This window comes from Providencia sp. JGM181 (genome assembly GCF_018257375.1).
Classification (GTDB): Bacteria; Pseudomonadota; Gammaproteobacteria; order Enterobacterales; family Enterobacteriaceae; genus Providencia; species Providencia lanzhouensis.
Map to the genome: position 1 here is coordinate 1 of NZ_JAERJY010000016.1, position 13,854 is coordinate 13,854.

13 protein-coding genes and 3 tRNA genes are annotated in these 13,854 nt (G+C 43.6%); 11 read left to right on the plus strand and 5 right to left on the minus strand.

All coding sequences use genetic code 11. The features are described from left to right. The 4 genes from JK188_RS04065 to JK188_RS04080 all read left to right on the plus strand — a co-directional run bounded on the left by JK188_RS04065 (position 1) and on the right by JK188_RS04080 (position 2,009). Positions 1-75, plus strand: a tRNA-Gln gene (locus tag JK188_RS04065). A gap of 48 nt (positions 76-123) precedes the next feature. Beyond that, positions 124-200, plus strand: a tRNA-Met gene (locus tag JK188_RS04070). A gap of 12 nt (positions 201-212) precedes the next feature. Further along, a tRNA-Gln gene (locus tag JK188_RS04075) sits at positions 213-287 on the plus strand. Between the two features lie 378 nt (positions 288-665). Then, complete coding sequence (locus tag JK188_RS04080) at positions 666-2,009, plus strand: dicarboxylate/amino acid:cation symporter (protein WP_108479367.1); 1,344 nt, start codon at positions 666-668, stop codon at positions 2,007-2,009. 58 nt (positions 2,010-2,067) lie between these two features. On the opposite strand, the gene nfsB is transcribed toward JK188_RS04080, so the two are convergent. Next, entirely contained in the window at positions 2,068-2,721 is a 654-nt protein-coding gene (nfsB, locus tag JK188_RS04085) for an oxygen-insensitive NAD(P)H nitroreductase (RefSeq protein WP_036947735.1), read from the minus strand. Positions 2,722-2,820: 99 nt separating this feature from the next. Between nfsB and JK188_RS04090 the strand changes: the two genes are divergently transcribed. Further along, positions 2,821-3,201, plus strand: a complete 381-nt coding sequence (locus tag JK188_RS04090; protein WP_181478115.1) for a winged helix-turn-helix transcriptional regulator — start codon at positions 2,821-2,823, stop codon at positions 3,199-3,201. A 75-nt stretch (positions 3,202-3,276) separates the two neighbouring features. Here the strand turns inward: JK188_RS04090 and ubiF are convergent, their stop codons facing one another. Beyond that, the gene (gene ubiF / locus JK188_RS04095; RefSeq protein ID WP_211887961.1) at positions 3,277-4,464 is read right to left on the minus strand and encodes a 3-demethoxyubiquinol 3-hydroxylase; all 1,188 of its coding nucleotides are present in this window, start codon (positions 4,462-4,464) and stop codon (positions 3,277-3,279) included. Positions 4,465-4,801: 337 nt separating this feature from the next. Here ubiF and miaB point away from each other — a divergent pair, with 337 nt between their 5' ends. The 5 genes from miaB to lnt all read left to right on the plus strand — a co-directional run bounded on the left by miaB (position 4,802) and on the right by lnt (position 10,395). After that, positions 4,802-6,232 (plus strand): tRNA (N6-isopentenyl adenosine(37)-C2)-methylthiotransferase MiaB, encoded by a 1,431-nt coding sequence (gene miaB / locus JK188_RS04100; protein ID WP_036947639.1) that lies wholly within the window; start codon positions 4,802-4,804, stop codon positions 6,230-6,232. Between the two features lie 86 nt (positions 6,233-6,318). After that, entirely contained in the window at positions 6,319-7,317 is a 999-nt protein-coding gene (locus JK188_RS04105; protein ID WP_249215415.1) for a PhoH family protein, read from the plus strand. Beyond that, positions 7,318-7,785, plus strand: coding sequence for an rRNA maturation RNase YbeY (gene ybeY, locus JK188_RS04110; protein WP_211887943.1), 468 nt, complete (start codon positions 7,318-7,320; stop codon positions 7,783-7,785). It begins immediately after the preceding gene. A gap of 190 nt (positions 7,786-7,975) precedes the next feature. Further along, on the plus strand, positions 7,976-8,860 hold the full coding sequence (corC, locus tag JK188_RS04115; RefSeq protein WP_036947644.1) for a CNNM family magnesium/cobalt transport protein CorC: 885 nt from the start codon (positions 7,976-7,978) through the stop codon (positions 8,858-8,860). Then, positions 8,860-10,395: an apolipoprotein N-acyltransferase gene (gene lnt, locus JK188_RS04120; RefSeq protein ID WP_211887942.1), complete on the plus strand. Its 1,536-nt coding sequence runs from the start codon at positions 8,860-8,862 to the stop codon at positions 10,393-10,395. The genes corC and lnt overlap by 1 nt, the downstream gene beginning before the upstream one ends. 64 nt (positions 10,396-10,459) lie before the next feature. Here lnt and JK188_RS04125 read toward each other — a convergent pair whose 3' ends face one another. Both JK188_RS04125 and JK188_RS04130 read right to left on the minus strand, forming a co-directional pair. Then, complete coding sequence (locus JK188_RS04125; protein ID WP_108479364.1) at positions 10,460-11,383, minus strand: sugar kinase; 924 nt, start codon at positions 11,381-11,383, stop codon at positions 10,460-10,462. Beyond that, complete coding sequence (locus tag JK188_RS04130; protein ID WP_036947650.1) at positions 11,380-12,402, minus strand: SPFH domain-containing protein; 1,023 nt, start codon at positions 12,400-12,402, stop codon at positions 11,380-11,382. Before JK188_RS04130 ends, JK188_RS04125 begins: the two co-directional genes overlap by 4 nt. A gap of 171 nt (positions 12,403-12,573) precedes the next feature. Between JK188_RS04130 and JK188_RS04135 the strand changes: the two genes are divergently transcribed. Then, positions 12,574-13,287, plus strand: coding sequence for an NUDIX hydrolase (locus tag JK188_RS04135; protein WP_211887941.1), 714 nt, complete (start codon positions 12,574-12,576; stop codon positions 13,285-13,287). A gap of 66 nt (positions 13,288-13,353) precedes the next feature. Here the strand turns inward: JK188_RS04135 and JK188_RS04140 are convergent, their stop codons facing one another. Next, complete coding sequence (locus JK188_RS04140; protein ID WP_211887940.1) at positions 13,354-13,854, minus strand: protein disulfide oxidoreductase; 501 nt, start codon at positions 13,852-13,854, stop codon at positions 13,354-13,356.

A 13,854-nucleotide genomic window follows, 5' to 3' on the forward strand; every position in this document is an offset into this window, starting at 1 on the left:
TGGGGTATCGCCAAGCGGTAAGGCACCAGGTTTTGATCCTGGCATCCCCAGGTTCGAATCCTGGTACCCCAGCCATCTATTATCCTACCAAGTAGTAAAATCACACAGTAAAGAAAATACAATGGCTATGTAGCTCAGTTGGTTAGAGCACAACACTCATAATGTTGGGGTCACAGGTTCGAATCCCGTCGTAGCTACCATTTCTTTTTTGTTGGGGTATCGCCAAGCGGTAAGGCACCAGGTTTTGATCCTGGCATCCCCAGGTTCGAATCCTGGTACCCCAGCCATCCTCTCTTGTATCCATCATCAAAAAATACTCTCAAAACAATTTAAAAATTTAAGTAAATAAACTTAATGCGTTATTTATTTAATGCTTTTTAAAACTATCATTCTGCCTTTAAATTTTCTTTTAACCTTTTAAAAAACATTTAACACATCCCATTTACCTTTACGCAACCTTTGTGTCGGAAGTGTGATGTCAGTCATTTTCACATAACCAAATAAAGTGGTAATCTTGCGGCGAATTGTAGTTAGATTAGATTAGTAATACGTAAGCCCCCTTTCGTCTTAAATTATCAGTCCAACTTTCCAATCCATCTCAACTCAGTTGTAAAAAAACCAATAATTATAATTGCTATAACACAATATTTTTACAGAGAAAACTTATGCGAAACATAATAAAACAACCACTATATAAAATTTTATATGTGCAGGTCATCGTCGCCATCACTCTTGGTATTGCCCTTGGGCATTTTTTCCCAGACATCGGAGAGTCATTAAAACCGTTGGGTGATGCGTTTATTAAAATCGTAAAAATGATTATTGCCCCAGTCATTTTCTTAACGGTTGTGACTGGTATTTCAGGCATGACCAACATGAGAGCCGTTGGTAGCGTTGCAGGTAAAGCAATGCTGTACTTCATCACATTCTCAACTATCGCACTGATTATTGGTTTAATCGTCGCTAACGTCATTCAGCCAGGCTCTGGACTGAATATTGACCCTGCAACCTTAGATAATGCCAAAGTGGCGGGTTATGTTGAAAAAGCACACGAATCTACCATCGTTGGCTTCTTCATGAATATTATTCCAGACACCGTTATTAGCCCATTGGTGAACGGAAACATTCTGCAAGTCCTGTTTATTTCGGTGATTTTTGGTTTAGCACTAGCAGCAACCGGTAAACACGGTGAGCCTATTGTTAAACTGCTGCAAAACTTCTCTGAACCTGTGTTCAAGATGGTTGCGATGTTGATGAAGCTGGCACCTATCGGCGCATTTGGTGCGATGGCATTTACCATTGGTAAATACGGTATTTCGTCTATCGGCAACTTAATGATGCTGATCATGACGTTCTACATCACCTCGCTACTATTTGTTCTAGTTGTACTGGGTGCGGTGGCTAAATATAACGGCTTCTCGATTATTGAGCTTATTAAATACATCAAAGATGAATTATGGTTAGTTCTAGGTACCTCTTCCTCTGAAGCGGCATTACCAAGCTTAATGAGAAAAATGGAACACGCGGGTTGTGAAAAATCCGTCGTAGGCTTAGTGATCCCTACCGGTTATTCATTTAACCTCGATGGCACCAACATCTACATGACGATGGCAGCGCTGTTTATTGCTCAAGCGACCAATATTGAACTGACTCTCTGGCAGCAAATTTCCCTGCTGTTAGTTGCGATGATCAGCTCTAAAGGTGCAGCAGGTGTAACGGGTGCAGGTTTCATTACCTTAGCGGCAACGCTGATGGTCGTACCAAGCATTCCAGTTGCAGGTATGGCACTGATTCTGGGTATCGACCGCTTTATGTCTGAGTGCCGTGCGCTGACCAACTTAGTCGGTAACGCTTGTGCATGTATCGTGGTTGCGCGTTGGGAAAAAGAGTTAGATACCGAAAAACTGGCGCATGCATTCTCATCCAAAGGTGAATCTTTAGATTCAATCATCACCGAAGAAGATGTAGTACAACCAACGAGTTCTGTCGATATCGCAAATAATAAATAATTTATTACTGCCATAACGAAAATAAGCCGCAATCGCGGCTTATTTTTTATCTAACAAATTAAAGTTCAGTCACGACTTCATTCAATGGAAGACGCACTTTCGGTAAGGCAGAATTAAAATCGTCTTCAGTTTTATAACCCAGCGCAACTACCGTCACCGCACTTAGCCCTTTCTCATTTAAATCGAATTCGTCATTAAGAATTGAAAAATCGAGACCTTCCATTGGCAACGCATCAACCCCTAACACCGCTGCGCCCAATAATAATGCCCCCATATTCAAGTAAACTTGTTTTTCTATCCAATGCGGTAAATCCTTCAATTCATTCTTATGTAAATTCACAAAAAATGAACGAGCCATATGATTTTGCTCTTTAAACTCGCTTTTCTGATATCGCCCTTCTTCATCTTCGAGCTCTAAAAGATGCAGTAAATAATCCTCAGGCAACTCTGTTTTTGCGCACATCACTACCACATGGGATGCATTGCGAATTTTTTCCTCATTGAATGAGTATCCACCTGCCGTCGCATTGATAATTTTTTGTTTTGCTTCAGGGCTACTTACCATCAAGAAATGCCAAGGTTGCACATTGACACTCGAAGGACTTAATTGAAGTAACGCTTTTATCTCACTCAGCGTTTCATCAGAAATCGTTTTATTTGGGTCAAAACTTTTCGTTGCATAACGGGTATTTAAAACATTAATTAAGTTCATTGGATCCTCTAAGTTAAATAAACTGTATTGAATTTTGAACATCCTAATGTTAAAAGTACAAACAGACAAGTACGCACATTAATGGCATATACTATACAAATGGATACTATCAAAAAAAGACGTTATACAAACTACACCTACGATGGATGCCCTGTTGAAGCCTCATTAGAGCTAATGGGAGGAAAAGGGAAAGGCGTGATCCTGTATCATTTACAGGGAAAAACGCTGCGATTTAATGAAATAAAAAGGAAATTAGTTTTCATTACACCGCGCATGCTGACCAAGCAATTACGAGAACTCGAAAGTGACGGGCTAATTACTCGCCATGTCTATCCCGAAGTGCCACCCAAAGTTGAGTACTCAATGACCCCTGCGGGTGAATCTTTAAGTGCGGTGATTAATGCACTGCAAGAGTGGGGAGAAAAATATGGGATCCCGCTATTAAATATGCAAGAGCAAGATGTAAATACAGAAGAGTAATATGAAGAAGTTACCCAGAAACTTATCTGGGTAACAAATAACAATAAATAGGTTCAATACCATCAATGGGTTAGATTACAGCCCCAGCGCATATTTTAACGCTAATTTTTTCGCCTCGCCCGCACGTTGCGCGGTCATCAAGCCAAAGTTTCTCAGCATTTTCAAGCCCGGTAAATTCTCGCTGAAAGCCATATAGAAAATATCCATCCCCGCCTGCATCACTAGATTGTCGGGTAAACGGCGTCGCTGATAGCGCTTAAGCACATCCAAAGACTCCCATGCCTCAACACACTCACGCGCTTGGTAAATGACCTTCAATAACACATCCACATCGCGATAACCGAGGTTTACACCCTGACCCGCTAACGGATTGATAGTATGCGCCGCATCACCAATCAGCGCTAATCCATCCATCACATAGCGGCTTGCATGGTGACGAGTTAACGGAAATGCACCCGATGCGATAGCTTTTACTGCACCAAGCCGTTCAGGAAACGCTTCCGAGATAGCGCCTGTGAGCTGCTCCATAGACATACTTTGCAAACGGCGAATTTTGGCAGGACTGTCATACCAAACGAGGGACGCCCAATTATCATACAATGGTAAAAATGCCCTTGGGCCTGACGGGAAAAATTGCTGCCATGTACGGTCTTGTTGCGGCGTATCCGTTTGGATAGTGATCAACATGCAAGATTGACGATATTGCCAGCCTCGGCTACCAATACCTGCCATTTTACGCACTTGAGAATTAGCGCCATCCGCGCCAACCACCAGTTTGGTTTCCAGAATACGCCCATCTTCCAACTCAACCATCCAGTGTTTTTGCCCATGGGGTTGATGTAAATTCACCAACGTCGCTGGGCAAACTAATTCTAGATTGCTGTACAGTTCGCATTCGCGCCACAATGCCAACTGTAAAACGCGGTTTTCCACCATAAAGCCAAGCTCAGGCAAGCCTAAACTTTTGGCATCAAAAATCACATTGCTGCCCGGCTCTTCCCAGGTTTCTAATTCGCGATAAGGCGCACTGCGCATCGCTTCTACATGTTTCCATGCCCCTAATTGCTTCAGCAATTCAATAGAAGCACTGCTGATGGCAGAGATACGCACATCTGGCGTACTGCTCACATCAAACTCGGTCGGCTGGGCTTTCTCAAGTAAAGCCACTTTCATCCCGTCTTGGGCGAAGCCTAATGCCGCTGCGGCGCCGGTCATTCCCGCACCAACCACAACAACATCATAAAATTCAGTTAGTTTATTCATCATGATAGCTACTATTAACTGTTTGATTTATTTAGTATACCGAAAAATTCTTACCCCCGCAGGCAATATCTACGCTCGGGCTCTGGTCACTGATGCCTCAAATGAATACAATACTCGTCAATCTTTAAAACAATAGGCAAATAGCCTGCCCTTAAGTATTTGGTGATGATATTATTTTAGCATGTTATTACTGGGTAATTTTTGCATTTAATCCAATACAGAACGCTGTTCTTAATCAAAATGCGGTGAATTTCCCCATCATCATAGGGTAGGACTTTGGATTTACAACGCGTTTCGAAGTCCCTATTTTAGACCTCGAAAACACCGGATACACGACATGTCGACAAATAAAAAGTTATATATGAAAACTTGGGGCTGCCAGATGAACGAATACGATTCATCTAAAATGGTCTCTTTATTAGAAAGCACCCACGGCTATCAACTGACTGAAATTGCTGAAGAAGCAGATCTGTTGTTATTAAACACTTGTTCGATCCGCGAAAAAGCCCAAGAAAAGGTGTTCCACCAGCTTGGTCGTTGGAAATTCTTCAAAGACAAAAATCCTGACATTATCATTGGTGTCGGTGGCTGTGTCGCATCACAAGAAGGTGATTTTATTCGCCAGCGCGCACCTTGCGTTGATATCGTTTTCGGTCCGCAAACTCTGCACCGTTTACCGGAAATGATTAACCAGATTCAAGGTAACCGCAGCCCAATTATTGATATTAGCTTTCCTGAAATTGAAAAATTCGACCGCCTACCAGAGCCTCGTGCTGAAGGCCCAACCGCGTTCGTTTCTATCATGGAAGGCTGCAACAAATACTGTACGTTCTGCGTTGTGCCATACACACGCGGCGAAGAAGTTAGCCGCCCTTGTGACGACATCCTGTTTGAAATTGCACAGTTAGCGGCGCAAGGCGTGCGTGAAGTGAATTTACTGGGTCAAAACGTTAACGCCTACCGTGGCGAGACGTTCGACGGTGAAATCTGCTCATTTGCCGAATTATTACGTTTAGTGGCCTCTATCGACGGTATTGACCGCGTACGCTTCACCACTAGCCACCCAATCGAATTTACCGATGACATCATCGAAGTGTATCGCGATACCCCAGAGCTAGTAAGTTTCTTACACTTACCAGTGCAAAGTGGCTCTGACCGCGTACTCACCATGATGAAGCGTGCGCATACTGCATTGGAATATAAGGCGATTATCCGTAAATTACGTGAAGCGCGCCCAGGTATTCTGATCAGCTCCGACTTTATTGTTGGCTTCCCTGGCGAAACCACCGATGATTTCGAAAAAACCATGAAGCTAATTGCTGACGTGAATTTTGATATGAGCTACAGCTTCGTCTACTCAGCTCGTCCGGGTACACCAGCCGCTGATTTACCGGATGATGTTAGCGAAGACGAGAAAAAACAACGTCTGTATCTGCTGCAACAGCGCATTAATCAGCAAGCAATGAGCTTCAGCCGTGCCATGCTGGGAACAGTACAACGTATTTTAGTGGAAGGCACTTCACGTAAAAATGTGATGGAGCTTTCAGGTCGTACCGAAAATAACCGCGTAGTGAACTTTGAAGGCACTCCGGACATGATCGGTAAATTTGTTGATGTCGAAATCGTCGATGTTTATACCAACTCTTTACGCGGTAAAGTGATTCGTACCGAAGATCAAATGGATCTGCGTGTTCATGAATCCCCAGAATCCGTGATTGCACGTACCCGTAAAGAAGATGAACTTGGCGTTGGTAACTTCCAACCCTAAAGATAGGATACTCAGTGACCGATAACAAACCTTTGCAAATCGCAACACAAGAGATTTTTTTAGAGCCCGCAGATAATCAGCGTTTAATGAGCCTTTGCGGGCCATTTGACGACAACATTAAGCAATTAGAGCGTCGTCTTGGCATTGAAATCAATCGCCGAGACAACCGTTTTAAGCTTTCAGGTAAAGCGCTTAATATCCAAGCGGCCAGTAAGATTTTACGCCAGCTGTACGTTGATACCGCGCCAATCCGCGGTGTGATCCCTGACATTGATCCTGAAAATATTCACCTTGCCATTGTTGATAGCCGAGTGCTTGAGCAATCCGCAGAAAGCGTGCCTGATTATGGTAAAGCCGTGAATATCAAGACCAAGCGTGGCGTGATCAAACCTCGTACCCCAAATCAGGCGCAGTACATTGCCAATATCTTAGATCACGATATTACATTTGGGATTGGTCCTGCGGGAACGGGTAAAACTTACCTCGCTGTTGCAGCCGCCGTCGATGCATTAGAACGCCAAGAAGTACGCCGTATTCTGCTCACCCGCCCTGCGGTTGAAGCTGGCGAAAAATTGGGGTTCTTACCGGGTGATTTAAGCCAGAAAGTGGATCCTTATCTACGCCCTCTGTATGACGCACTGTTTGAAATGCTCGGTTTTGAAAAAGTGGAAAAACTGATTGAGCGTAATGTGATTGAAGTGGCTCCGCTGGCTTACATGCGGGGTCGCACACTGAACGATGCGTTTATCATTTTAGATGAGAGCCAAAACACCACCATCGAACAGATGAAAATGTTTTTAACCCGTATTGGTTTTAACTCTAAAGCTGTCGTCACTGGGGATATCACTCAAGTCGACTTGCCAAGAGGTAGCAAATCCGGCTTAAGACACGCCATCGAAGTGTTGTCGAACGTGGATGATTTAAGCTTTAATTTCTTCCATAGCGAAGACGTGGTGCGTCACCCTGTCGTAGCGAAAGTTGTCATGGCTTATGAAGCATGGGAAGAGCAAGACAGCAAACGTCGCCAGCAACTGAAAGAAGAAAAAGAGCAACAACGTGAGTTTGAAAAGCAGGAAAATCACTAAATGAGCGATGTTATTCTCGATTTACAAATAGCGAGCGAAAATACCGACGGCTTACCCTCTGAAGAGATGTTCCAGCGCTGGGTCAATGCGGTATTACCCAAGTTTCAAGCTGAAAGTGAAGTCACTATTCGTATTGTTGATGAAGCCGAAAGCCATGAATTAAATCTGACTTATCGTGGAAAAGATAAGCCGACTAACGTGCTGTCATTTCCATTTGAAGCGCCACCTGAAGTGGAACTTCCGCTGTTAGGGGATTTAATTATTTGCCGCCAAGTGGTGGAGCAAGAAGCTGCCGAGCAGCAAAAAAGTGAAGAAGAACATTGGGCGCACATGGTGGTTCACGGTTGCCTGCATTTACTTGGCTATGATCATATTGAAGATGATGAAGCTGAAGAAATGGAAGGATTAGAAACCGAGATCCTCGCAGAGATGGGTTATGCCGATCCGTATCTTGCGGAAAAAGAGTGAGCTCACTATAATTTTTAACGTTAACAAGCATTTTTAGACGTAAAACGATGTCTGTAAACGTAAAGAATATGCTTCGACGCTAACCCATAAATTGTTTCGCTAAACAAAATGTTTTAAGCTAAACAATTCATACCTAACTCTATGGGTTAGCAATTTTTCTAATTAACTGAGGAATAATAAATTAAACGCCATGAGCGACGATAACTCTTCGAGTAGTGACACCCCTGGGCCTAAGAAAGGTTTTTTTGCATTGTTAAACCAACTTTTCCATGGTGAACCTAAAAACCGTGATGATTTGGTCGAATTAATTCGTGATTCTGAACAAAACGATTTAATTGACCCGGATACCCGTGAAATGCTGGAAGGCGTCATGGATATTGCCGATCAGCGGGTACGTGACATCATGATCCCTCGCTCTCAAATTGTTACCTTAAAACGTAACCAAAGCCTTGATGAGTGCCTCGATGTCATCATCGATTCTGCCCACTCTCGCTTCCCTGTTATCAGCGAAGATAAAGATCATATTGAAGGGCTATTAATGGCAAAAGATTTACTGCCATTTATGCGTACCGATGCAGAACCATTCAGTATTGATAAAGTGTTACGTCAGGCCGTTGTTGTTCCTGAAAGCAAACGAGTAGACCGCTTACTCAAAGAATTCCGTTCCCAGCGTTACCACATGGCCATCGTTATTGATGAGTTTGGTGGTGTCTCTGGTTTAGTGACTATTGAAGATATTTTAGAGCTGATTGTCGGTGAGATTGAAGACGAGTATGACGACCAAGATGATGTGGATATCCGCCAGCTGAGCCGTCATTCGTACTCTGTTCGCGCCTTGACTCAAATTGAAGACTTTAATGACGCCTTTGGCACACATTTTAGTGATGATGAGGTAGATACCGTTGGGGGCTTAGTGATGCAAGCCTTTGGTCACTTACCATCCCGTGGTGAAACCATTACCATCGATAACTACCAATTTAAAGTTTCCATGGCGGATAGCCGTCGAATTTTACTGCTTCAAGTGAAAATTCCTGACGATGCCCCAGTGCCTACTTTGGATGAAGAACAGAGTTAATGAACTTATCCTCTACTTATCAAAGCCAGTGGCTACGCCTGCTGCTGGCTTTACTATTCGGAGCCAGTGGTACACTGGCTTTTTCGCCTTTTGACTTCTGGCCCGCCGCTCTCCTTTCCATTTTCTTTCTCCAGCTATTAACCCTACACAGAACCGCCAAGCAAGCTTTTGCTATCGCGTTCGCATGGGGATTTGGCTTATTTGGCAGCGGCGTCAACTGGGTGTATGTCAGTATCGCCGATTTTGGTGGGATGCCGGATGCCGTTAACGTATTTATCGTTATCTTGCTGGCTGCCTATCTGTCGCTGTATCCTGGTCTATTTGGCCTGCTGCTCAATAAACTCACTCCTAATGCCAATATTTGGCGCTTAGTGTTGATGGCACCCGCGCTATGGCAAGTGACAGAGTTTCTGCGTGGCTGGGTTCTGACTGGCTTCCCATGGCTGCAATTTGGTTATACCCAGATTGATGGACCGATGAAATCATTAGCGCCGATTTTTGGTGTTGAGATGATAACCCTGCTGCTATTTAGCATCAGCGGCTTGCTCGTCTTAACAGTCATTCGTCGCAGTTTTATTCCTCTAGCCTGTGCGGCTGCGCTGTTACTGGTTCCTCTGCTAGCCAAAAACGTCCAGTGGTTCACGCCGCTGAATGATAAGACTATGGAAGTGGCATTGGTGCAGGGCAATATCCCTCAATCCATGAAATGGGAAGCAGGCTTTTTGCAGCAAACCAAAGATCGCTATATCAAGCTTTCCAGCCCTTATATTGGCAAAGCCGATATGATTATTTGGCCTGAGTCAGCCATTCCTGTGGTGGAACTGGAAAATCAGCCGTGGCTTAAAGCGCTGGACACGTTGCTGAATGAAACCAAAACGCGGTTAATTACCGGAACTGTCGATGCCAAACCCGTCAATGGTGATTCGGTATTCTATAACTCCATCATTGTGCTAGGCGATAGAAAACCCTATCTCTACCCGACTAAGAATCGTTATAACAAGCATCACTTAGTCCCATTTGGTGAGTTCGTCCCGTTGGAAGATTTACTTCGCCCGCTTGCGCCATTCTTTAATTTACCAATGTCGGGCTTTAGCCGTGGAGATTATCAACAGGCTCAATTAGCAATTGGTAATATTCATCTAACAGCAACCATTTGCTATGAAATTATTCTGGGTACTCAAGTTAGAGATAACTTCAAACCTGACAGTGACTACTTACTGACAATTTCAAATGATGCATGGTTTGGCGAATCGATTGGTCCTTGGCAGCATTTCCAAATGGCAAGAATGCGCTCATTAGAACTCGGTCGCCCACTATTACGCGCTACCAACAATGGCGTAACGGCAGTCATCAGTGCGGATGGTTCCATTCAAGGTATTCTGCCACAGTTCCAAGATGCGGTTCTGGCTGAGAAAGTCACACCAACAACGGGATTAACCCCTTATGCTCGTTGGAGTAACTGGCCGATGTGGGGTATGGTCGCTATATTCGGCATTGTCGGATTTACCCTTAACCGTCGTCAAAAACGTCACTAATTGACGCTTTAAACCGATTAAAAATCCCCGACATCTCGATTGATGATTCGGGGATTTTTTTAACCTAACCAATTAATAATCCCTGCGTTTCTGCTATCCCAATTGAGGCAATACAGCCTGCGTTGAAATTCAAATAATCATCTTCAATACCATCGGAAAAAATTACGCCATTTTCAGGCATTAAAGACTCTAATTGTAATGGCGTGGTTTGCTCAATGGTGCCAAACACTAATTCCGTTCCTGTGGTTCGGCTGCGAAAAGGCTCCCTTACGCTGAACTGTAACCGTTTTTCATCCCAACCAAATCCCTGTGATAATGGATGAGAGTGAGTCCCTGCTATCGCCTGAGCCCCTGCAATAATAGATTGAAACCATCCCGTTGATCCTAACCCTGTGGAGACAATAATTCCTGATGATGATTGGAATTCTTGCTGCCCTTGCCATTTCACCCGATAGCGAGCAGATGTATGGCTTTTAGGACCTATAAATAGGTCGTTAACGGCTAATAGTGTTTGCCCATCGTTGGTTGTTGCTTGTGCAAAGGTAACGGATTTTTGATTCACTTTTCCAGTTAATGTACGCGTCACCACGTCAAGTAACTGCCCAATTTCAAAGGGTAGTAATTTACCATCCCAGCGTGTCGGTTCCGGGTTTATGGCGATCACAGGCTGCCCATTAAGGTATTTAAGGGTATTTGCCACTAAACCATCTTGCCCTATGACCACCACGATATCTCGCGCCGAAAACTGATAACTAGGTAACAGTTTTCTTTCCAGTAATTGAAAGCGTCCCATCGTTTTAAGAATTGACTCAGCTTGGATTAACTGCCGCTGATACACATCATGTTCAAGTAGGTAATCACTCACTTCAACATCATTATGTTCAAGGTAAAATTTTGCTTGCGACCAGGTATTGAAACGCTCAATTAATTCCTGCATACGGGTTTTACGCATCACTAACACAAAGCGAACATCATCATACTGACTCATTGTTTAGCTCCTTTTTTCATTAGCTGACCAAATAAATCTGGTGAGAAATTAATTTCACCAATTTTGCCTGCGTTTTGAGCCAAGGATTCAAATGCCATCGCCATCAATTGCTCTGGGTTCATTTTCGCCAATGCCATCGCCTTCAAATTCTCCACTGGCAATTGGCTATACGCTTTCATTTTAGCTTCGATGGCATAAGCATCCGCTTCTGATTGAGTACGTTGGTTTTCAACACTCAGCGCCACCAGCTCATTACGCTTAGCTTCCAAATTAACCTGAGCTATTAACTCTTCTTGTTCAATTTCAGCACGCTCACGCAGCAATGTACGTTCATTATCCAACCGAGCTTCTTCAATTTGCTGCTGCTTGGCTTGTACTGATAAATCCGTTTCTAATTCCGCCTCTTTTATAGTTCTTTCCTGCTCAACGGAGAATTTGCGTCTCGCATAAATCGCATCGTCAGCCTCTTTCAAAATTGATTCCCGTGCTTGAGCTTCCAGCGCTTTGAGCGTTTCAGGAGACGGTGTAATAGCAGAAATTGCCACATCCAAAATTTCTATGCCTAACGATTCAAGTGCAGGATGCTCAGACAGTTGCTGAGAAACCAACAGCACCAATGGTTGCCCCATGAGTAATGCATCTCGCAAATCGGTACTTTGCGTTTTTGCTTGGATGACAGTTTGGGCACTACGAACCACCCTATCACTCAGCTTTAACGGGTCTTCTGACGCATAAGATTTACCATCTTGGGCAAGGTTAAAATTCAAGACATCCGCTGTTTTTTCTGGGTATTTCACTTGAAACGAAATTTGCCCTTGAATACGCAAGCTTTGGAAATCCGCTGTCTGTAGATTAAAAATAAATGGCGCTTCTTGAGCGTTCAAAGGTAATGCCGCAATGGACGTTTTATCTGCGTTATACCAAAAACTTAATCCTTTACCTTGCTTACGTACTGCACCATTAATGGATTGAATAATGAATGTCGATGAATCTGATTTGAAATATTTAAAATTTAACATGGTCTACCCCACTTAGTGTCTTTGTGAAATCAATTAGTGTCTTTATGACCTTAAATAATTATTGTCCTATAGACACAAACAAGTCAACAATTAAATGTCTTAATGACACTAAATAAATTTTCGCGTATGATTTAACGCAAGACTAAAAACGGGGGAAAGGATCTTAATCACATGACAGAAAAAGAGTTTTTATCTAATTATGATCGACGAGATTATTTAACTCCTTTGCTCACGGTGGATACCGTATTATTCACTTATCATGAAAACACCTTAAAAGTGCTGCTCGTGGAGCGCGCTAATTACCCGCAGAAAGGTCAATGGGGGTTACCAGGTGGGTTCGTTGATGAAAATTGTGATGCCACGTTAGACGATACGGTATATCGCAAGTTAAAAGAAAAAACGGGGGTTGTTCCTCCTTATATCGAGCAGTTATATACCGTAGGAAATTCAGAGCGAGATCCTCGAGGCTGGTCAGTGACAGTCTGCTATACCGCACTCATTGCTCACCAAGCCTGCGAAGCGCACATTGAAAGTGTACATTCTGTTAAATGGGTTTCAATTGAAGAAATTGAGGGCATGACACTGGCTTTCGATCACTATCAGCTTTATTTACAAGCCCGTGAACGTTTACGCCAGAAATCCCTTTATTCCATTGTGCCGGGATTTGCGCTACCGGAAGTATTCACCTTAGCCGAGCTGCAACATGTTCATGAGGTTTTAATCGGAAAATCCATACAGAATAAGTCTTTCCGCCGCCGTTTAGACCAAGCTGATTTATTGATTGATACAGGGGAAAAACGCCAAGAACGCGGGCGCCCAGCGAATTTATATCGCTTAAAATCCCAATCGGCTGACTATCGGTTTATTCGTAATCTCGAATTTTGATGAAAGAGTTTGAGATTAGAGTTTGATAAGAAAAATGCCCTTGGTGCTGATACCAAGGGCATTTAATTAAAACGAAGCGAGCCATAAACGGCTTTTCAGCCCCAGATAACTCGTCCAGCCAGAAGTAAAACTCACCATTTCGCCTTTATCGATAATCATAAAGGTCGGTGTTGCTGTCACGCCAACCTGCGCAGCCAGCTGACCGTTGGTATCATTCACCACAGGAAAATCTAATTCCTTTTTTTCCATTCCAGCTAACAGTCGAGAAGATTCCCCCGAACGCAGTGCTACCGTCACCACCGGAACCCCTGATTGTGCTAAATCAGAAACGGTTGGCGATGTGAAGCGGCAAACACCGCACCATGTTGCCCAGAAATAGACTAAAACTGGCTGTTTTTGGCTGAGTTCAGCAATAGAAACCACCTCACCCGTTGCAAGGGTGAGTGGCTCTAATAACACGGGGGCAAGGCTTTGCGGTTTACGCCAAAAGTCCATCACCGTAAAAGCGATCGCCAAAATAATCGCTAATACGAGAAGCTCTTTTGACCACTTTTTGAGTCTCCCCAT

Excerpts from the sequence above, each read along its gene's own strand:
- JK188_RS04080 (WP_108479367.1), top strand. The coding sequence starts at position 666 with ATGCGAAACATAATAAAACAACCACTATATAAAATTTTATATGTGCAG.
- nfsB (WP_036947735.1), bottom strand. The coding sequence starts at position 2,721 with ATGAACTTAATTAATGTTTTAAATACCCGTTATGCAACGAAAAGTTTT.
- JK188_RS04090 (WP_181478115.1), top strand. The coding sequence starts at position 2,821 with ATGGATACTATCAAAAAAAGACGTTATACAAACTACACCTACGATGGA.
- ubiF (WP_211887961.1), bottom strand. The coding sequence starts at position 4,464 with ATGAATAAACTAACTGAATTTTATGATGTTGTTGTGGTTGGTGCGGGA.
- miaB (WP_036947639.1), top strand. The coding sequence starts at position 4,802 with ATGTCGACAAATAAAAAGTTATATATGAAAACTTGGGGCTGCCAGATG.
- JK188_RS04105 (WP_249215415.1), top strand. The coding sequence starts at position 6,319 with ATGAGCCTTTGCGGGCCATTTGACGACAACATTAAGCAATTAGAGCGT.
- ybeY (WP_211887943.1), top strand. The coding sequence starts at position 7,318 with ATGAGCGATGTTATTCTCGATTTACAAATAGCGAGCGAAAATACCGAC.
- corC (WP_036947644.1), top strand. The coding sequence starts at position 7,976 with ATGAGCGACGATAACTCTTCGAGTAGTGACACCCCTGGGCCTAAGAAA.
- lnt (WP_211887942.1), top strand. The coding sequence starts at position 8,860 with ATGAACTTATCCTCTACTTATCAAAGCCAGTGGCTACGCCTGCTGCTG.
- JK188_RS04125 (WP_108479364.1), bottom strand. The coding sequence starts at position 11,383 with ATGAGTCAGTATGATGATGTTCGCTTTGTGTTAGTGATGCGTAAAACC.
- JK188_RS04130 (WP_036947650.1), bottom strand. The coding sequence starts at position 12,402 with ATGTTAAATTTTAAATATTTCAAATCAGATTCATCGACATTCATTATT.
- JK188_RS04135 (WP_211887941.1), top strand. The coding sequence starts at position 12,574 with ATGACAGAAAAAGAGTTTTTATCTAATTATGATCGACGAGATTATTTA.
- JK188_RS04140 (WP_211887940.1), bottom strand. The coding sequence starts at position 13,854 with ATGGGGAGACTCAAAAAGTGGTCAAAAGAGCTTCTCGTATTAGCGATT.